The sequence below is a fragment of the Trueperaceae bacterium genome (genome assembly GCA_002707365.1).
In the GTDB taxonomy this organism is placed as follows: domain Bacteria; phylum Deinococcota; class Deinococci; order Deinococcales; family Trueperaceae; genus UBA6957.
In genome coordinates, this window is the sequence record PAMQ01000010.1 from 21,307 (window position 1) to 41,607 (window position 20,301).

15 protein-coding genes are annotated in these 20,301 nt (G+C 48.5%); 1 reads left to right on the forward strand and 14 read right to left on the reverse strand.

All coding sequences use genetic code 11. The features are described 5' to 3' along the window. Positions 1 to 33: 33 nt before the first annotated feature. The 8 genes from CMO31_04440 to CMO31_04475 all read right to left on the reverse strand — a co-directional run bounded on the left by CMO31_04440 (position 34) and on the right by CMO31_04475 (position 14,048). Positions 34 to 2,109 carry an ABC transporter ATP-binding protein gene (locus tag CMO31_04440; protein ID MAZ53249.1) on the reverse strand — a complete coding sequence of 692 codons (2,076 nt, stop codon included), beginning with the start codon at positions 2,107 to 2,109 and terminating at the stop codon, positions 34 to 36. After that, the gene (locus CMO31_04445; GenBank protein MAZ53250.1) at positions 2,106 to 3,608 is read right to left on the reverse strand and encodes a peptide ABC transporter permease; all 1,503 of its coding nucleotides are present in this window, start codon (positions 3,606 to 3,608) and stop codon (positions 2,106 to 2,108) included. Before CMO31_04445 ends, CMO31_04440 begins: the two co-directional genes overlap by 4 nt. Continuing rightward, positions 3,520 to 4,599, reverse strand: a complete 1,080-nt coding sequence (locus CMO31_04450) for a peptide ABC transporter permease (protein ID MAZ53251.1) — start codon at positions 4,597 to 4,599, stop codon at positions 3,520 to 3,522. The genes CMO31_04445 and CMO31_04450 overlap by 89 nt, the downstream gene beginning before the upstream one ends. A 1-nt stretch (position 4,600) precedes the next feature. Continuing rightward, positions 4,601 to 6,988, reverse strand: a complete 2,388-nt coding sequence (locus CMO31_04455) for a hypothetical protein (protein MAZ53252.1) — start codon at positions 6,986 to 6,988, stop codon at positions 4,601 to 4,603. A 64-nt stretch (positions 6,989 to 7,052) separates the two neighbouring features. Further along, positions 7,053 to 9,569 (reverse strand): hypothetical protein, encoded by a 2,517-nt coding sequence (locus CMO31_04460; GenBank protein ID MAZ53253.1) that lies wholly within the window; start codon positions 9,567 to 9,569, stop codon positions 7,053 to 7,055. 62 nt (positions 9,570 to 9,631) lie between these two features. Next, complete coding sequence (locus tag CMO31_04465) at positions 9,632 to 11,530, reverse strand: hypothetical protein (protein ID MAZ53254.1); 1,899 nt, start codon at positions 11,528 to 11,530, stop codon at positions 9,632 to 9,634. A 144-nt stretch (positions 11,531 to 11,674) separates the two neighbouring features. Further along, positions 11,675 to 12,505 carry a fumarylacetoacetate hydrolase gene (locus CMO31_04470; protein MAZ53255.1) on the reverse strand — a complete coding sequence of 277 codons (831 nt, stop codon included), beginning with the start codon at positions 12,503 to 12,505 and terminating at the stop codon, positions 11,675 to 11,677. Between the two features lie 52 nt (positions 12,506 to 12,557). Beyond that, complete coding sequence (locus CMO31_04475) at positions 12,558 to 14,048, reverse strand: arylsulfatase (protein MAZ53256.1); 1,491 nt, start codon at positions 14,046 to 14,048, stop codon at positions 12,558 to 12,560. A gap of 114 nt (positions 14,049 to 14,162) precedes the next feature. On the opposite strand from CMO31_04475, the gene CMO31_04480 reads away from it, so the two are divergent. Then, positions 14,163 to 15,146, forward strand: a complete 984-nt coding sequence (locus CMO31_04480) for a dehydrogenase (GenBank protein MAZ53257.1) — start codon at positions 14,163 to 14,165, stop codon at positions 15,144 to 15,146. Positions 15,147 to 15,463: 317 nt separating this feature from the next. Here CMO31_04480 and CMO31_04485 read toward each other — a convergent pair whose 3' ends face one another. The 6 genes from CMO31_04485 to CMO31_04510 form a co-directional block, all read right to left on the reverse strand. After that, positions 15,464 to 16,123: a GNAT family N-acetyltransferase gene (locus tag CMO31_04485; protein MAZ53258.1), complete on the reverse strand. Its 660-nt coding sequence runs from the start codon at positions 16,121 to 16,123 to the stop codon at positions 15,464 to 15,466. A 209-nt stretch (positions 16,124 to 16,332) separates the two neighbouring features. After that, the gene (locus CMO31_04490) at positions 16,333 to 16,773 is read right to left on the reverse strand and encodes a transcriptional repressor (GenBank protein MAZ53259.1); all 441 of its coding nucleotides are present in this window, start codon (positions 16,771 to 16,773) and stop codon (positions 16,333 to 16,335) included. A gap of 347 nt (positions 16,774 to 17,120) precedes the next feature. Further along, a complete protein-coding gene (locus CMO31_04495) occupies positions 17,121 to 18,101 on the reverse strand; it encodes a malate dehydrogenase (GenBank protein MAZ53260.1) in 981 nt (326 codons plus the stop codon). Between the two features lie 58 nt (positions 18,102 to 18,159). Next, the gene (locus CMO31_04500) at positions 18,160 to 18,975 is read right to left on the reverse strand and encodes a chromosome partitioning protein ParB (GenBank protein ID MAZ53261.1); all 816 of its coding nucleotides are present in this window, start codon (positions 18,973 to 18,975) and stop codon (positions 18,160 to 18,162) included. Continuing rightward, positions 18,959 to 19,717 carry a chromosome partitioning protein gene (locus CMO31_04505; protein MAZ53262.1) on the reverse strand — a complete coding sequence of 253 codons (759 nt, stop codon included), beginning with the start codon at positions 19,715 to 19,717 and terminating at the stop codon, positions 18,959 to 18,961. The genes CMO31_04500 and CMO31_04505 overlap by 17 nt, the downstream gene beginning before the upstream one ends. Then, positions 19,708 to 20,280 carry a hypothetical protein gene (locus CMO31_04510; protein MAZ53263.1) on the reverse strand — a complete coding sequence of 191 codons (573 nt, stop codon included), beginning with the start codon at positions 20,278 to 20,280 and terminating at the stop codon, positions 19,708 to 19,710. Before CMO31_04510 ends, CMO31_04505 begins: the two co-directional genes overlap by 10 nt. Positions 20,281 to 20,301 lie beyond the last annotated feature (21 nt).

Consider the following 20,301-nt stretch of genomic DNA (forward strand, 5'->3'; position numbering starts at 1 on the left):
ATCAACCAATTTCCACAGAAATATCTTTTGTCTTTAATTTTTTCCACCACCCTCACCTGGGTACAAATGACAAGCTACATCATGCCCTTCACCATGATTAGATTTTGTTGGAAAAGTAACGTCGCAAATCCCTGGTATTGCCTCTGGGCATCGTGCGTGGAATGGACAACCACTAGGCACTGTTAATGCGTTAGCAGGTTCGCCATCTATGACGGAACGCATTTTGTGGCGGTTTGCTGGATCCGGTTCCGGAACCGCGGCAAGTAGACCACGGGTGTATGGATGCATTGGCGAATCTATGACCCTCGAAGCCGGCCCAATCTCAACTACGCGACCAAGGTACAACACCACAATCCGGTCAGCGAAGTATCGGGCGCTAGCGAGGTCGTGAGTAATAGTCAGGAGGGTTAGGTCACTGTCTTCCTGTAGTTCACGGAGTAAATATAAAATCTCGGCACGACTACTAGCGTCGATCATCGAAACCGGTTCGTCAGCCACCAATAATTGTGGCTCTAATACCATGCCTCGGGCAATGCTCACTAGTTGTCTCTGACCACCAGAAAGCACGTGAGGGTATAGTTTTGCGAACTCTGAAGTAGGTTCGAGTTTTACTTTTTCAAGTGCAGTTTTGACGCGTCTTTGTCGCTCTTTTACGGATTTTACTCCTTGTACCACAAGTGGCTCTTCAACTAGATTGTACACCTGTTGGTAAGGACTCAAGCTGGCATAGGGGTCTTGAAAGACTGCCTGTACTCTTTGGCGAAAATACCGTAAATCAGCTTCGGTCTTAACCGTGACGTCCTGATTATCGAACTTGATTCGTCCTTGCACTGGGGTTCCCAATCGTAAGAGCGCCCGTGCGAGTGTAGATTTTCCACTTCCACTCTCCCCTACTACTGCAACACTTTCACCGCGGTAAAGATTAAGATCAACTAGTTCTAATGCTTTTACCGGAGCATTACCGAGGAAACCGCGTCTAACCCAATAGTAAAAACTGACACCCTTCATCTCTACTAGTGGGTCCTCATTATGATGTACGTCAGCTACTGGTAGGGTTTCAGAACGAGAAGAATTAGGATGAACAGATGAAGATTTACCGGATTCTGATTCATTGCCGCTGTCCGACAAGTTAGCTTCTTGTTTCACTCCATCAGGTAACGGCTGGTATTGCCAGCAGCGGGCTGACGGGCCGGCTTTGATTTCAACTAGAGCAGGTTCATGAGTTTGGCAAGGCTCGAACGCTACGGAGCAACGGGGTTGAAAGCGACACCCTAGGAAGGGATAACTTGGGTCGGGCGGTGTACCGGAAAGGAAAGTTGGGCGTGTGTTACTTCGTAGTCGCGGAATGCTGTTCAACAGCGCCTGAGTATAAGGATCATTAGGGGCTGTAAGGACTTTTTCAGCTGGACCAATTTCACGTACTTGTCCTGCATAGAGAACTGCCAGTCTATCGCACAGGTCACTAGCGAGGGCAAGATCGTGAGTAATGAAAAGCATCGACACGCCATATTCCGAACACAAATTCTTCAGAAGGTTCATGATTTGTGCCTGGATCGATACGTCAAGTGCACTAGTGGGCTCATCTAGAATTAGAAGATCGGGCTTTAACGCTAGGGCCATGGCAATCATGACACGCTGGCGCATACCCCCTGAGAGCTCGTGCGGGTACCGAAGTCTAATCTCTGGCCCAAGGCCGACCTGTTCTAGCAATTCAGATGCTCGGTTACGGCTCTCACGTCGACCCAAAGCATCAAGTCGCCAACACTCTGCCAATTGTTCCCCTACCCGCAACACCGGGTTAAGAGCATGCATTGCGTTCTGAAGCACCATTGATATGCAACGCCAGCGTATGTCGGTACGGAATTGCTCATCGCTCATGCTCTCTAGGCTGAGGTCCCCAAGGCGCATTCGACCGGAGATAGTAGTACCTTTTGGTAGTAGACGCATTAGCGCCCTAGCGAGGCTACTTTTACCACTGCCCGATTCCCCGATTATCCCTAAAGCCTCACCACCGAGGGCCAGGTTTAACGACACGTTATCGACCGCTTTTACCTCGTTTCCGCCACGCCGATAACTTACATTCAAATTATCAATTAGAAGATGTTTCATTGTTGTTCCCGAAGACGCGGGTTAACGACCGTTTCCATCCCTAGTGCCAGTAGCATGAAGGTAACGGCTGTAAGTACAATCAGGAGTCCAGGCGGTACTATCCACCACCAATAACCTAAAAACACTGCACCCGTTCGGAATCCCTGCTCTAGTATCTGACCCCAGGTCGGTAAACTAGGATCTCCAAGCCCAAGAAAAGAAAGACCTGCTTCGGCAAGTATCGCTCCAGGAGCGAAGAAGATCAATTGCGCAAGCACGAAGGGCGCAGTATGGGGGAATACATGATGACGCAATATGTGAGCTGTCGATGCTCCTAATGTACGTGCTGCCTCTACCTCAGGACTGTTGCGAAGGGGCAACACCATTGACCGCACTAAGATGGTTAAACCCGGCCAGCTAAATACCACTAAGATCGCTAGGATTAACCACAACTGTGATCCCAAAATAAACACTAGGAAGATCAGTAGTGGTAGAGCTGGTACGTTGTTCATAACGTCGGCAACTCGTTGGATTACTAGGTCGGTACGCCCGCCAACAAATCCACTCACTAATCCGAGGGTAGTACCTATCAGAGTGCTGAGGGTGGAAGCCAAAACACCGATTAGAAGAGCAATGGGCAAACCAAATAGGAGGCCCTCGGCAAGGTCACGACCCAATGTATCCGTCCCAAATAAACCAAATGCAGCACCACCAGCAACACCTCGCACGCTTGAGACCACATCACCCGAGTCAGCAAGTGTAAAACGTACTTCGAGAACATAGCGGCCGGTCAATGGATCGATCGTTCCGTCCGAATTTGGTGCACCGAACAGCCCTCTCAAGGGTCTTGATTTGATCTCATCACGGAATGAGGCTTCGCCTGCTGATTCATATACGGAATAGAGCGAGTCGACGATAATCGGTACTACATCCCTACCACTGGTAAGAAGTAATCGTTTAGGTGTCTCTGCGTAGCGAATGAAAGGTCCGCTCTCTCCTAACCTTGGCCCTGACACTACCTCGCGCGCTAACGGTATGCGCAAACCGTCGGGCCTTATCAGCGTTACCCAGTATTGGGGAGGCCTCGCAAAGTAGTTAATCTCTCCCAATGTAAGAGAAAGGAAGGTAGGTGCCAAATTTGAGTCGTGATTAAACGGTAGTTCGAAAACGCGAGATTCCCCTGGGCCTAGGGGCCCGACTACTGTTGGCTCACGAGTTTCTGTGACTTGGTGCACTGGTCCAGGTTCGCGTGAAAACCAGTTCGTCCACCTAGGGGGGGCAGCGGACGGATTATCGGACCACACAGCTGGGTTGCTCCAACGCGAGGGACCAAAGTCGAGTGGATAGGTGAACACCACATAAAGGGACGTAAGTGTCAGTCCCACCAGTAAACTCAAGCCCAAGCGCCCAGGAGCTGAGTCGAAAAGTTGTCTAAGAACCGAGCGTTTGCCCATGCTCATAACGCACACGAGGATCGAGAAGCACGTACAGCACCTCCAACACCATGCGGGCTGAAACATAAAGTAATGTAAACATGAAGGTCAGCCCAATAATGAGCCCTTCATCTGGCGTGCCTACAATAGCATCGTAGTAGAGTCTCCCCATACCTCGCCAATCAAATACTGTTTCCACGAGGATCGAGCCCCCTAACGAGCCAGCAAGCCCTAGAATCAGACCTGTAACTATTGGGGCCGCTGCCGGACGTAACACGTGCCGGCGCTCCACCAAGTGCCCAGGCAAACCTTTAGCTCGTGCCAGCATAACGAAGTCCTCCTGGGCCACATCTAACGTGATGGTCCGAACCACATATATATATGGCCCTAGACCAACAAGTACGAGAGTTAACACTGGTAGGATAGCGTGAAAGGCTAAGTCGATAAAGCGTGCGAATCCACCCTCTGGCGGAGGGGTACTGTACATTCCTCCTGCTGGCAAAAGTCCAAGCTGAAACGATAATAGTAATATCAGCAAGATCCCTGTCCACCAAGCTGGTAGAGCGTAACTAATTGATGCCATGTATGAAACGATACGATCGATAAGGCTGCCAACACGAGTGGAAAGCCAAACCCCTAGTGTCAAACCAATAACAGCTGTAATCATCATTGCTGTGGTGAGCAAAAGAATAGTCGGGGGAAGCCGCTCAAGGACAATATCAGCTATACGGTTGCTTCCGTCAGTAGCTCGCATGGTACGAGCTACACCCAAATCAAGGGTAAATACTTGTAAAGCCATACTGGGCAAACGCTGAAACCATGCTCGGTCAAGGCCATAGGAAGAGTTAAGTTCAGTACGCCGTGCTTCAAGCGCTACTTCTAGGGCCTCTGGGTCTTTGATTGTCTCTGCTAGAGCCGGGCGCAGGGCACGTAACTCCTCCCCAATAACAGCACCGAGCATTCGCTCGCTAAATCCAGTCGCACCAAGACTCACCACAAGAAGGATGAGAACTACGAAGAGAACCGCGACCAAGCTTACTGCTCGCACCACTAGTGGGCGCAACAGCGAAGGAGTCACGCTACGGAAGAACCTCTACATCTACGCGTCGTTCAGCAATAAGCGCAAGCTCGCTAGACGAAGCAGCCAAATGCAGATGATAGAGACCTGGGAATAAATCCTTAGATACTTCGGTCGTCACCTCGACTTTGAACAACCCATTTTCGTCCTGCTGGGCAATACCACTATCAACTGTTTGGTTAGTAGCAGCATCTAGTAAAAGATAACGCAATTCGAGCTCACCGGGAGCCGTAACATTGATTTCCCATTCTCCTTCTTTGCCGGAGCGCAACGCACTTTCAACAGGAGCATCAATAAGAATTTCTTTTGGCTGACCAAGGTATCGCTGTCCCGGCTGAAAGGGATAGGATTCATCTCGGAAAGCCCGTAGCTCAGCAAATTGTGCTGGTGGATCGTAACGAGCCAACCAAAAGGGACCATTACTAATCACTAGATGATCTGTCTCGTCAATCCAGGTTAGTGCAGCTCTATAACGCTCCTCAGCTTCATCGGCGGCCACAAGGGTACGGCCTCCGAAATCAAATACGCCCTCTGGCTGAAACTCTTCTCTTGAGAACCTCTTTAGGGTGCGCTCAACCAACTTAGCGTCGCGTTTCATTACAAGGCTGATCCAAGGCACATTGAAACGTGCTGCGGCTGTGTCGCTATAAGCAGCCCGGCGTTGCGAAAACACCAAATCATCCATTGCGGCAAGAACTTCCCATGGGGTTGAGAAGGACGCTGGACTCGCGTACTCAGCAATAGAACTCTGGTCAAAGTGCCAAAAGTCGACGTATACCTCGAGCCGGTTGTCTTCTAGTAGGCGGTAGCCTCGGAGGGTCTCAAGATACGGTCGAGAGGTAATGGCTAACGCAGCTTCGGTGCGGGCCTTATCCGGGTCATAGGCTAGTTCATAAGCTTGCGCGATGCTGTATAGAGCGTCGGCAATGGTTATTGGCTGGCCGTGATGCCAGTTACTACCAATATACTTTGAGTAATCGAATATTACTTTGCTGCGCGCTTGAGCTGTTGGTTCCACAGGCACCCAGCGCTTTGCCGTCACGTCCCAAAGCATCGCATCGTCTGGAATCTCCAGAGTAGAATCCGGCCCGGCAGTTTGAACTTCGAAAGATGCACGAAAAGGGCCTGGTACGCCTGTAAATGGATGGTTCCAGAGGGGAGGATCCGTAAGGTTTCGCCAAATGTCAACGCCGTAAACATCACCAAATCCAGCTATCGGATTCCAGGTGGTGCGTTCAGTCCATACCCATAGGTGTCCTACGGTCAAGTCCTGGCGCCCTGGGACGTACGCTTCTCGAAGGGTCCAAGGCGACCGCGGTCCAGCGACTACATCACTTGTCACACCTTTTAACTCTGCAGTAGAGACAAAGTTGTTAGTAACTGTGGCTAACCACACTCTCACTGACTCATCAAGTGCCAGAGAAGTCATCTCTGCGTATACGGCGTCGCGCTCTTCGCGACTTGAAAACTCGCCCCGGAAAAGCTGTTTGCCTAATTCATCTAAACGGGGCATTTCGTATTGCCAGAATCCCATTTCCTGCCAACCTGGCATGTTTCCCAACCAGGGGGCAGTCATGGAATTTATGGTGCCAACATCGTACCGCCGCGGTGCACCTCGACTCCAACCCTCTGTGTATAGATGCCACTCAAACGAAGCAGGGTCAGTGGAGTAAACGGTAAGTACAGCCGGAGCAAAGTTTTGATATGAGATAGCAACGTCGAACCCAGCCTGGTCAAGCTCGGCTCGAATTAAATCGCTAATCTCACGCCGTTCATCCTCTACGCGACCGATAAAACGTAGGCGAATCGGCTGACCACCGTAGTGCCAACGATCGTCAACAAATTCAGCTCCTGCACCGCGCATTGCTTCTGCAATGCGCTGTCGGGCAAATTCCGGGTCATATCGAATGCCCGAACCTCGATCTATCTCGTACACCGTGAGGTAATCGTAGTCGAGTGGACTTACGTGCGACAACATCGGTGTTGCAAGACCCCTGTAGAGATCTTGAGCTATGAATTCTCGGTCTACAAGAAACTGCATCGCGCGCCGGACCTCAGGCAGAGAGAAGGGATTAAGTCTGCCATCTGGAGCAGGTGCTGGATTGAGAATAAGCGAAAGTGTTGTGGAAGGAGCTTCGTAAAGTTGAGTTGTTGGGTCGTCCTGTAAATCTAATGCGGCGTCTGTACGTAAACCAAAATAGTACAGATCCATGTTGCCACTAGTAAGCTCGAGCGGTGCGCGATCAACATGAAAAGATCGAAAAAACACTTTATCAGCTGCAGGACCAGGCTGCGAGTGGGGAGGCTCGTATTCCTCGGCAAGAACAGTGGCTGTTATTAGAACAAAGCATGTTGTGATTGCCCACACGACTTTAGTAGGACGATTCATGAACGCCAAAACCCGTTGAGTCCACAATATTTTGGAGCCATTATTCCCATATTGGTTTCTCCTTTCAGTCTCGCTCCTGAGTCTGTTTCTTAGTTAACAATGTTCTCCGCAAACTCCATACAGATAGTGAACTCCAAGCAGCTAGGACTAACAGGATCACTAAAAATGCGAGTGCCCACGGTATTAGTCTCCCTATACTGGTGAAACCTGAGCCGGGGAAACCTGAGGCGGCAGCGGGTATATCTAAACCTGCAGACGGCGGACCACTAATACCAGTACCACTTTGAGAGAGTGGCCCATCCAAATCTTCGTCCGTGGAAGGCTGATCTTTTATTTCATCAACTTGTTGTTCGAGACGCAGCATCAAATCTTCTATTGATCCAAAACCGAATTCAGTAAAGAATGATGTGCTGGCAACATTACCGCTAGCGTCAACTGCTCGCAATGTTTGAGCACCTTCCCCTGTTACCGGCATGAACAATCGACTAGAGAAACGTCCTTCATCGTTGGTGCGGGCTAGGGCTATGGTTGAGTCTCCAAGTAATACAAAAATGTCCATTTTAGGTTGGAAGCCAAATCCTTGGAGAGTAACTTCCTGGCCCCCTGGTCCGGCTGCAGGCGAAAGAAATACTTCGGGCGATGGTATAGCACTTAGGCGCGAAAAGCCGATCTTTTGGTTGACACCACCAAATTCACCGAGGCGGGAATCAGCCCAAGCCATATAGACTTCGTCCTCAGTGGCACTGATCGAGAAGTAGTCACCAATAAATAGGCCATTAGGGAATGCTCGGTTTGGGTTGGACGCGAAGTCGGTAACTCGCGTATCTCCCACACTGTATCCAAGGCGTTCGTCTTCGAAGCCCCAATTTTCTCCGCCGTCCTCTGACCTTGTGTAGTAGATATGGTAACTAGTCTGAACTGGGTCATCCCGCATGTCACCCCACATCGCATGAACCACTCCATCAGGACCTACATCTACTGATGGGAAGAATTGAAGTGCTGATTCAGTATCGTCATTCAGCCGACGTGGACGCGTCCAACTTTTTCCTTGATCCTTTGAAGTGACAACAAAAACATCACCATCATCATCTAGTCGATCTGAAGGCCGAGCCACGTAAACAACGTACAACTCATTTTCAGGCCCAATAGCTAACTGTGGGAACGAGCTTGCCCAGTATCGGAAGTAAGCATTGCGAGGCCTGAATGGGATTTCGTTGAACGAGGTGGCTACCGACGGCGCTTCAAAATTAATGCCCTTATCTTTGGAGCAAGCTGTCCAGATTTCGGCGGCACCTTTCATGCTGCCGTCATCTGTACTGTCAACCCAAGCGACACAGAGAGTACCATCGCGACCAACGACTGGTTGTGGGCCCTGAACCACGCGATCGGAGCCAAATATCCCAGGAGCACCCCCACTATCTATCTCTCCATAACCTTTCCTAACGGTTGGACTAATAGCAATTGGTTCTGTCCAGGTGAGACCATCGTCTTCAGATGAAACCATTCTGATAGTTGAGCGTGTTTCCCGTGGGATAAGAGCAGGCACCTCGCCAACCCAAAACACCTCATGTCTGGTCTCAAAATCCGTGTATACAAGGTACAAAACATCGCGTGTCTCATCCTCAGGATTTGGTCCACTAGCCATCCAGGGTTTGTCGAGAAAACCGACATCAATATTGCCTCGAAGACGACCAAACTGGTCGGGGGCAAGATCGTCAGTACTTACTCGTGAACGCGCTGCTGAAATCGGCTGGGGCCAACTAAAACCATCGTCAGTTGAGCTAGATACAGCAATGCTGGACACCATTGAGTAGATTGCTACAGGTCCTACTGCGAACTCTTCAACTCCCATCGAAATCATAGCCATGTAAACATTGCCATCGTTATCGAAGGTCAGTACTGGATCGCCGCCCGAGACCCGATCATCTTGAAGATAGGGCACCTGATTAGGACCCTCCCAAGTTTCTCCACCGTCAAAGCTAACGTAAGAACTATTTGAAGGAAAATTGTAATCAATGATCCCGAGAACTAGGTGCTCGGGATCATTCGGGTTCGCTTCTAGGTGAGGTTCGGTTTGAATTGGCATCTGACTGAAATCTCTGGTGATCAGGAGATCTCTACTGAACGCTGGACCAGGTTGACGAAACGGTACAAGTGCTGCAGCACCGGGTGCCTGTGTAAGCGATCCTGGTTGCGACATTCCGTTCTGAAGTCCCGTCCAATTCATGCGGGTGAGAGTATTGGTACCAGGCCTCCGGGATAAACCAGGATCTATACCCTCAACTAGAAGCCATGCTCTCCCTGAGAGCATGTTCTTTATAGGTGCGAGAAGGTTAATAGCTTGGCCCGAATCTGGTCGTTTGACGGGTGCAGTTGGGATCTCAATGTTACTTTTAGCCGACGAAACTCCCAACACCAAACAAATTGTCAGTACTAGACATGCTAGAGCCATTGTTGTGTATCTGGTCGTCATTTTGGCCTGAACTATGTCATTATTTTTAACCCAGTCGTGCTTACCTCTCGTTTGAAACAACACAGGTTCCTTCACAATTGAACTACTATCTCCCGCCACCATTTTCACTCGTCATCACCACTTTCATAAAATTTTCTAACAATTAAATTTCCGTTACCACTTTTTATGGTTCATTCAACCAACACCAACAGGGCTTCTATTCTGTTACTCACACTAAGGAGTACAGCGTCACGGTATTTACCTAGAGCTGTGGGAAAACCGTGAGCACCAGTCTCTGCAAGCGCCCGAGAGCTTTCCTCTTGACTGGAATAATCGGCGTGCCTCCAATCAAGAAATACTTGGCTGGTTTCTTGTACTCGCCTAGCTAGTGTCCCTAATCGTACGGGATCAGCTTTTAGTCCTAGGGTTCGAATTCTCTCCAGATAAAATTCAGCTTCCGCGCGGGATTCTGGTATATCTTTACGCATTTCTATGAGAAGAAGGCGGCTAGCTTCCATCTGTTCGGCCTGGTTTTGTAATAACTCAACCAGTTCCTGGTATCTATCTTTATCACGCCGTGCATCGTAAAGTTCTCCCAGTAGTTTAGTGTTTTGTTGCTCAAGCTGCTCAATCCGCAGTTCCGTCTCAGAAAGTGTTTGTTCGCTAGCATCCTCGACTAAGACCTCTTCCGCCATCTGGGAGCGAATAGCTGGAATCGCAATCGTCCAGAGTAAATGTCCTATCCCGCCACTAGCAGATGGTAAAGATCTATTAAAAGCCTGTGTATCGCCTCCTGAGCTACGTTTGGCTAATAACTCGAAGGCCTTGATTAGGTATGGGTCATTTTGTTCACTGTACTGAGCCCAGTCCACTTCAACTAATACATCTGGCTCAACTCCAGCTCGTTCAAGTACGCTACCATCAGTAAGACGTAAACCAACCACTGTCAGCTGCAAAAGCGAGCCGCCAACAAAGTCTAGAGGCCGCACACCGTGTGTAACCCCCAAGGTCGGTTGGCCCACCACTTGCGCCCTTCCTTGAGATTGGAGTAGTACAGCAAGTTGCTCGGCCTCGGCAACTGTGGTGTCGTCTACAAGCACCACAATAGGTACCTCGTCAAAACCACGCTTGAGGGGAGCCGGCGGCAATTCGATCACACTATCACCAGCCCGGGTATACAAAGAACCTACCTCTCCCTCTAAGAAGTACGAAAGGAGCGGGAAAAGCACACCTGGAGCCCCTGTGCGAGTACCACGCACATCAAGAATCAAACCTTCGATACCGGGTGGCGTTGCAAAGAACGCCATAGCCTGCTCGATAGCACGAAGAGTCTCGGCACCTGACAAGCTCACCAGCCGAAGGTATCCATAAGTGCTGTCTGGTCCTACTTTGCGCACTTCAGGCAATATAAGTGCGGTTACAGTACCCCGCTCGATTGGTATCTCACGTGGATCCTCATCAGGAGATGCCACCAGTAATCTTACGGTAGTTTCCGCTGGCCCACGAATGATCTCCACACGAGCGCAGGTGTCATCGTCAACAGCCAATATCCTGTCACGAGGACGAAGTCCCGCTTCCTCCGCTGGACTATCTGGAAATACAGCCACCACCCGCAACGCATCATCAGGACGTTTAACCCAGGATCGGTCAAGTAATGCACCAATACCACCATAGGAAGCTTCTCGAGCAGCAGCAGCCTCTAACACAAGAGGATTCATAAAAGTGGTTAGAGGATCATCAAGAGTCCCAACCATCCGGTCAAGAATGTCGTAATAAGCCCAAGCGTTCTCAGTCTCCAATACGAAAGGAGCAAAATCTTTTGTTACAGCATCCCAGTCAACACCATTAAAATCCTCAAAAAGGTAAAAATCCCGTACCGCACTTGAAACCGCGTTAAACAGACCAATGCGAACGTCTTCAGGCATCGCTATAGGTGTTTCAGGCCGCGGCATTTCGGGTGGATCGGGCTCAGCACACAAGTCTTGCGCCAAAACCACTCCAACGCATAGCAAAAACATGATTGCCATGAAACGAAAAGCTGAACGGCTCATCCCTAAGAAATGATGAAAGGGAAGAGTGTTTATCAACACAATCGCGACCCCCTGCCGCGTCTCGTACCCTCAAACTCCTAAAAGTCTACCAACCATCCACGAATTAGAAAGTAAGCCTGAATGAGTTGTATTCACCCCGTAACACAACAACGATTTAAACAAAATCTGATAAAAACATTCATCCTACAGTGAAGAAACTTTGTTAGTTAAAGTTAACTGGCCAACTTTGATTTCGACTGAATCACCCGATTCTAGAGAAAAATCATCCGGGGGTATGATACCTGTTCCTGTCATCAGAAAAACCCCGTCTGGGAAGTCCAACTCCCGACCAAGGTGTGAAGCTAGTTCTGTAAAGGAACGTTTCATTTGAGAGGTATCGGTCTCCCCATTAAAAACAAGAGTTTCGCCTCGGCTGATATTTAATGATATCGGTAGCCCAGCAAAATCTTTCTGGCTTCCATCCGAAATAACGATTCCAGGGCCTATTGCACAAGAACCGTTGTACACTTTTGCCTGTGGCAGGTACAGCGGGTTTGCCCCCTCAATTTGGCGAGAACTAACGTCGTTTCCAGCAGTAAACCCAACGATCTCCAGTTGCGAGTTAATTACCAGTACAAGTTCCGGCTCAGGGACGTCCCAGTCACTATCGCTGCGCACACGGATTGGTCCCTCGTGACCACTAACACGCCAACCTAATGCCTTCAAGAACAGCTCTGGCCGATCTGCGTCATAAACTAGGTCGTAAACATCTGCAATGTCCGATTCAGCCATTCGTGCATCGCGACTCCGAAGGTAGGTTACTCCACTAGCCCACACTTCCTGAGCAACATCGATCGGCGCGACTGACGATAGACCGGAGGGAATCTTCTCTGAAGTAAGCCTAGATTCGATGGTGCTCACCAAGTCCCTTAAAGGTTCGCGGAGCAAGTCTGCCAGGGTTGTGCCAACCGTGAGGAGCTGTTCATCATAAGACCATCTCTCCTTTCCTTGGTAACAGTACTTACTGAGCAACATCATTAACCTCCTGATTTAAATCGTACCCTCCGGGGCCTTATTTTTTGCTAACTCAACCCCGAAGGTCTGTTTCGTAAGGTACAACGTCAGCAGTTTCAAGCAAAAACCGAGTTGTTCGACCCCGTAGATCTTTTAGCACAGAACTAAGAACGGGATCTTCGATACGGTTCTTTTCCTCCCCTGGATCGGAACTTAGGTCGTAGAGTTCATCAGTCTCATACAAACGCATAACGTACTTATAGTGCTTCGATCTACACATCAGGGCTTTAGTATGCTCAGGTCCTTCCTGAACCTGCCAATTGAGCCGAGGAGAGTACAGTCCATCTGTACCAGCTGAGTTAGATTCGTGTTCCATAGCCTGAGTTTCATAGTGACGACGACCACCCTCACAAAAAACAGTTTCCCTGTGTTCAAGGGTCTCCCCAGCTACTAAAGGCAAGAGAGAACATCCGAAATGGTCGTGCCGAGGCTGTATTCCTGCGAGGGCCTCAATAGTTGCAGGAAGGTCAACCAACTCAATAAGGGCATCACTGACTCCAGGTGTTACTGGCAGCCATGAGGGTGGCTTAATTAGGAATGGCACCCTTGTAAGGACATCTTCGAAAGTGTTCTGGGTTTTTTCCACCAGGCCATAATCGCCAGTAAAATCACCATGATCCGAAAAGAAAAAGATTGCCGTGTCGTCATACATACCGGAGAGCCTTAAAGCTTCTAGAACCTTGCCAAACTGAAAATCAACCCGAGCACACATCCCATAATAGGTCGCTCGGAGTTCATTCCAACGATCCTCAGTCCAACCCTCCAGCCTTTGGCCTTGAGCAAGCCGACTCAGAATACTCGGCTTGTCGACCCAACTCTCAGGAGTAGGAATCCTAGGTGGTAATGCCGCTCGATCAATCATCCCGTGCCATGGCTCCTCCACACCATATGGAGGGTGCGGGTATGTGAGGGGCAAGTAGATGCAAAAGGGTTGGCTAGAGGGAGGATTGTTGATGAAATCAATTGCACCTTCAACATTTGCCCAGTCACGGTCAAAGTAGACGTTGTCACCTTGAGGAATCGGTACACGACCCGCATAAAACGAGAAATAATTATCTCCATCAGGGTCTCCCCGCCAAGCATCAGCTTGATGCAATGAGGGTTGGAGTGGCCGTAAAACAGTATCAGGCGGGGTGTACTTCAAATCACAATAAGCATCGAAGCTATTCTGGGCAGGCACTACATCATTTTTGCCTCCCCACCACACGAAATACCCTTCTTCCTTTAGGGTCTTCAAAATCATCGGTTCGTCGGGTCGGAGCATGTGATGCATCGTTCGGTGACCACGTACGTGGGGATACCAACCTGTCATGAAAGAGCAGCGACTTGGAGTACAGACTGTGTTCTGACAGAAAGCGTTAGAGAATGAAGTAGCATCAGTTTCGGCAAAACCATCCAGCGTAGGTGTAACGGCTGCCGGATTACCGAAATGGCCCATGACATCTGCACGCCATTGGTCAGGATTAAAGAGCAGAATGTTGGGCCGCTTGTGGACATCAGCCATAATTAAAGCCCTCCTCCAAAACCAACATAAATCCCGGCAGGGTTACTTACAAGAGGGAGCGTAACCCTTATTAGCTCTCAACACGCCCTTAACGTGCTTCGGTTAAAGTTGGGTATGACCAAAACAATTCGATGGGGCATCCTAGGCACCGGCAATATCGCAAAAAGCTTTGCGCAGGGACTGAAAGACCTTCCAGGCATTGAGTTGGAGGCTGTAGGATCACGAACAGAAAAAACAGCTCGGGGCTTCGGTGAACAATTTGGCATCCCAAAACACTATGCTAGTTACGAAGCGCTTGTCGACGACCCCAATATTGACATTATCTATATCAGCACCCCCCACCCAATGCATGTCGATAACGTTATTCTCTGCCTGAGTGCCGGTAAACATGTCCTATGCGAAAAACCGTTCGCCATTAACGCACAAGAGGCCCGGCGAGCTATGGAACTAGCTAAACGCCAGCAATTGTTTCTGATGGAGGGAATGTGGACCCGCTTCCTACCCCACATTGTTAGGATTCGAGAATTATTAGAAGAAGGCGTAATTGGCAATCCAAGGGCATTACAAGCCAGCTTTGGTTTCCGTACCAACTACGACTCTAAACATCGCCTTTTTGACCCATCACTCGGTGGTGGAGCTCTCCTCGATGTCGGCGTTTACTCAATAGCACTAGCCCATATGTTTTTTGGCCCTCCGAGTGATGTCTCAGGGTTTGCAAATCTAGCACCTACTGGTGTTGATGAAGAGGCTGCACTCGTACTGCGGCACGCTGGTGGCGAGCTTTCTACTCTTTTAACAGCCATCCGTTTAAATACGCCCCACCGAGCTACCCTGATTGGCGTGGATGGTTGGATCGATCTGCATCCTAACTGGTGGTCACCATCTAACTTCACCGTAAATCGGAATGGTGAGAAGCCTGAATTCTTCGACATAGAGACTCCGCTACATGGCTTCAGTTACGAAGCTTTGGCTGTCAGCGAGCATTTACGGGTTGGAGAATTGGAATCACCCATTATGCCATTAAGGGACACACTTGCTATAGCTGAAACGATGGACCAGGCAAGGCAGCTATGGGGAATCACTTACCCTATGGAGTAAGGAATGCTGCTGTCTGTCTTACCCAAATTTGTTCCTGCTTTGAAATGCACCTATAGAGGCTGTTGAGCTATAGAAAAGGTTCTAGTAACAGGAAGTACTGGGTTTATAAGCCGCGCTATAGCGGCGGACCTTACGGAGGCAGATTATCAAGTAACTGGGGCAGAGAAGACCTCCTACAGCGCTAGAAAGAACAATGAGATGCGTGGTTTGATGGTACGGGGAGTGAGGAAATCCATTGTTGATTAAAGTATTTTTTGTATGGCGTTAGCTTATTAATTAGTTCTATAAACAGTGTTTAGAACAATATTATCCATTTTCTACTTTGTTTTTTTTAGCCAGTAACCTCCCTCCAGAAACCGATTGGGGATATAACCACGAGCCATGTATTTCTCCATGACGCATTGAAGTTCTTTTTGATGAAAAAGTGCTTTGTCTGCATCATGTAATTTAAGGTGGCTAATATCTTCAGGAATAGATATCCTCACCCACTCAGTATCAAGGTCTAGTTGCCGACTTGATCCTTCTCCTACCGATAATAAATCCCTAGGCGGTTGACGCCGCACCTCGCCCAAAGCAAGTTTTGCAACTTCATCAGACGTTAGATCCCAACGGACCAGCAATCTATCCGTGGGTAAACCAGCATTAAGTTTTCCACCAAGTTCTCCGTAGAAATTTGGGAGGTACTCGTAACCATATGAGCCAAGATGCTCAAGGTTTAATTTGGCGTTTCGCGCTTGCATTGGATCAAAAGTCCAACTAACCCAGTTTATTCCGCAATTCAAACACCATTCTCGCTGAAACCACTTTAAGTCTTGACCAATCCGCATTCCACGAAATGCAGGCAGCACCCCCAGCATGTGGGAGTGGAGACCCGGTTCACCTCTATCAAGAACAATAATTCCAAACACAAAACCAACTAGTTCCTCTTTAACGAAAGCACCCGCAGCTAAACCACCACCATGGACAACCGCCTGCATTAGTGCTCGAGAAACAACTTCAGTATCAGAAAATCCCCAGACCGAGCGTTGGATTGCCTCGCAATTTTTCAGTTGGGCTATATCTTCAAGCTGTTTTAAAACAACATTTTCGTAAAGATCGTGGTTACCCTCATAATGGACGACTTATCTCACCGTATTTCGTTAGGCACTCTTTGTGAAGCGGAAAAAGCACACTTTCTCTTTTTGACTTAAGATCTTTTTTCAGGAGCAAGGCCCCTGAATTCCAACCTAGGCTCACGTACTTGCCAACCAGTCTCCTTCTCGATTCGTTCTTTCAAATAACGACCGAGCGGGACACCATTAATTTCTATCTCCGGCAAATCTACAACCTCACCTGACCGTTCACACAAAAGATGGTCGTGCGGCTGTAAATTACTATCGTATATTGTCTCGCCTGAGACGCCCTTAAACTTTCGCAACAAGCCGGCATCAGAAAGCACACTTAGATTCAGATAAACGGTCGATAGGCTCAAATGCCCACCACGGCGCTTCAGTTCCAGATAGAGGCTTTCTGCGCTAACATGTCGTGGTGCCTCCCGGAACAACTGCAAAATACTTGCCCTCGGAGCGCTGTACCTTAGCCCGTACCGTTTAAGCAAATTACGAAGCGAGTCTTTTCGTACTTCCATAAGACTTATCAATCGTACCACACGCCCCAAATAACCGCTAAATTTTTCCTTAATCCAGCGCACATTAGAACACTTTTTAATACTCTAAAAACACCGAGACTTAACTTTGAACAAATATCCCCCGCTCTATTTCACCCGATCCCAGCACTTTCCTGCACAACCCTCACCACAACCCGTAAAAACAGGGGATCGTGGTCTTTCATCGGTGCGCAACCCCCACCACAACCCCGGTTGCGCATTAACTTCTGCTATTTATGTCCGATGTTTTCCTGAACCTATTTTTTGCTTACCTACCTCAACTTGCACCTAGATTGTATTGTAGAGCACAATCTAGGTGATATCCCCCTCTACCCGAGAAGGCCTTTAACAGTTGTTCGTTCTTCCAGTAGTTCTAATTCCGAAACTTCCATTCGACGTCGGACGTCATCAGAAACCGCCAAGCCTTTAACTACAGCAACTACTCCATTTTCAACTGTTACAGGAAAGGAGTATATTAAGCCTTTAGAAATACCGTACTCTCCTTTACTTGGCACTCCCATGCTCACCCAATCACCCTTTGGCGTACCAAATATCCAATTCCGCATATGATCAACGACGGCGGAAGCAGCGGAAGCAGCGCTAGAAAGACCGCGGGCGTCAATAATCGCCGCCCCCCGCTTCTGTACATTAGGAATAAATTCCTCTGACACCCAAGATTGTTTTACTAATGCAGTCGCCGACTCTTCGGCAACCACTGCATGTGAAATATCAGGAACCTGCGTATCGGAATGATTTCCCCAAATAATCATTCTCCTAATTTCGGCCGTATTAAAACCAGTCTTAACCGCAAGTTGGGAAACAGCTCGATTATGATCAAGTCTGGTCATTGCCGAAAATTGTTCAGGAGGAATACCAGGAGCATGGTTCATTGCGATCAAGGCGTTCGTGTTTGCGGGATTTCCCACCACAAGAACCCGCACCTTCCTATCCGCGTTTTCGTTTAGCGCTTGACCCTGCACAGAAAATATAGCGCCATTAGCCTCAAGAAGATCCTTTCTCTCCATACCTGGGCCACGAGGCCTTGAACCTACTAATATCGCGTGTTGGGCGCCACTAAACACTTCCCCGGGTTGATCAGAGGCACTCACATTGCTAAGCAATGGGAACGCACAGTCATCCAACTCCATTACCGTGCCCATGAGGGCATCCATGGCTTGTGGGATTTCAAGCAGCTGAAGCCTTACTGGTTGGTCGAGACCAAAAATATCACCTGATGCTATCCTGAACAAAAGAGAGTACCCAATCTGGCCAGCGCCGCCTGTTACAGCCACACGAACAGCTTCCCTCATTATGTCGCCTCCAAATTTACCCTAAAAGATGACCAAAGTTTTTGTTTCACGTGAAACACTATGGGACATAACCTAGAAGTTCGATTAGTCTTTCTAGCTCGTCCCTTGAGTGAAAGTGAAGTTCAATTTTTCCCCTTTTTTCTCCGCGAATTGTTACTTGAGTACTAATGTGTCTAGTCAAACCTCTTTCTAGATCAGCATAAGGTTGGTTAATATTTTCCATTGGGCGCGCTACTTTAGGTTGCCGAAGCTTCTCGGTCTCGCGAACACTTAATTGTCGAGCGACAACCTGATCTAAAGCCCAGTCTCTTTCATCCTCATCAAGGGACAACAAGGCTCTAGCATGGCCGGCAGATATTCTACCTTCAACAACTGCGTCAAGGCAGCTTTGCGGCAAACTTAGCAATCGAAGTGTATTTGCTACAGCACTTCTACTTTTCCCAACCGCCTTAGCAACTTTTTCCTGCGTTAGCCCGAATGCCAATAGCCTCTCGAACGCACGGGCTTCGTCCACAGGATTTAAATCTTCCCTTTGTAAATTCTCGACAATGGCTATTTCTAGCGCTTGTTGGTCAGAAAGTTTTTTAACTATCACTGGGACTTCCGATAATCCAGCTCTCTTTGCAGCCCTATATCTTCGTTCACCAGCTATAATCTCAAAACCTGTGCCAACTTCACGAACTAGTATTGGTTGCAATACACCCTGACGCTGGATTGAAGCGGCTAACTCAGAAATAGCAGCGTTGTCTAACGTCCTTCGCGGCTGTAGTGGTGAAACATTTAGCTGTTGAAGCGAGATTTTCCTTATACCCTTCTCTACTTTAGGCAGCAAATCGTCTAGTCCTCGTCCTAAACCTCTAGGTTTGGCTGACACGCTCGATAACCTCCCTGGATAATGCTTGATACGCTTTAGCCCCACTAGAGATCGGAGCAAATTCTAAAGCCGGCTGTCCAAAAGACGGGGCCTCCGCCAAACGAACACTCCTAGGTATAACAGCTTTGAACACTAGGGGCCCAAAGTGCTGCCGGACATTTTCTTCAACCTGTACAGACAACCTTGTCCTAGAGTCAAACATTGTAAGCAAAATCCCCAAGACTGTTAGGCTTGGATTCAAAGAACCCTGAACTCTGGTTATTGTATCCATCATGTGTGCAATTCCCTCCAAACCATAGTATTCCGCTTGCAACGGTATAATTAAGTGATCGGCGGCCGCCAAAACATTAAGAGTCAGGGCTCCTATCGATGGAGGTGCATCCAAAACTATGAAGTCATATTTGGACCTAGTGACTATAAGGGCTTTAGATAACAGAAGCATGTTCTCTGTATTAGTATCTAAGTCCATAGCTGCTCCAGCAAGCTCGGGGGAGGAAGCAAGAATGTCTAGGCCAGGTAAAGAAGTCTCAGATACTATTGTTTCTGCTGTTGCATTACCAATCAATACATCATAAACGGTCTTTTGTGGATTTAAGATCCCTAACCCACTACTAGCATTGGCCTGAGGGTCCATGTCAATCAACAAAACTGAGTGTATTCGCGCAATAGCGGCAGCAAGATTTACCGCTGTAGTGGTCTTGCCCACCCCACCCTTTTGGTTAATGATGCCTACTATTGGTATTCGATACCCCCAGGTATTTGGACAGTAATAAGCCTACCATGGGTCCCCAATGACCTTTCTTTAGTCATTTTTGCTTTTACTCCCAAATGATCCTCTAGTTGCTCTAGCTCAAGAATCCAATCAGCGGATTTACGACTAATGATCGTTATGTCCTCAGTGTGTAGATGTAGGGTGGAGTTATATATTTTGGTAAGAGCCCCAAACGCCAACGCCGTAATTACTTCATAGTTCTCGCCTCCCAAATGCCTCACGTCACCCAAAAACACCTCTGTGTTTCTCAAATCAAGCTGAGACCTAGCAATCTCAAGAAAAGCGCCTCTCCGGCGCCTTCTCTCGGCCAAGATGACTGTTGTGTCCGGCAAAAGAATTGAGATTACAACACCCGGCAACCCAACACCAGAGCCCAAATCAAGAATGCGGCGGGGGAGGTGAACCGAGTTTTGAATAGCCCTAGCAACTGCCTTTGCATCTGAAAGGTGCTGGTCGATATTTTCGTAAGCACTTTCGGACATAAGGTCCAGGCTGTCTTTAAATCTGCCAATTAAGCTCTTATATTGGGAAATTCTTTTCTGAGAAAAGTGTTT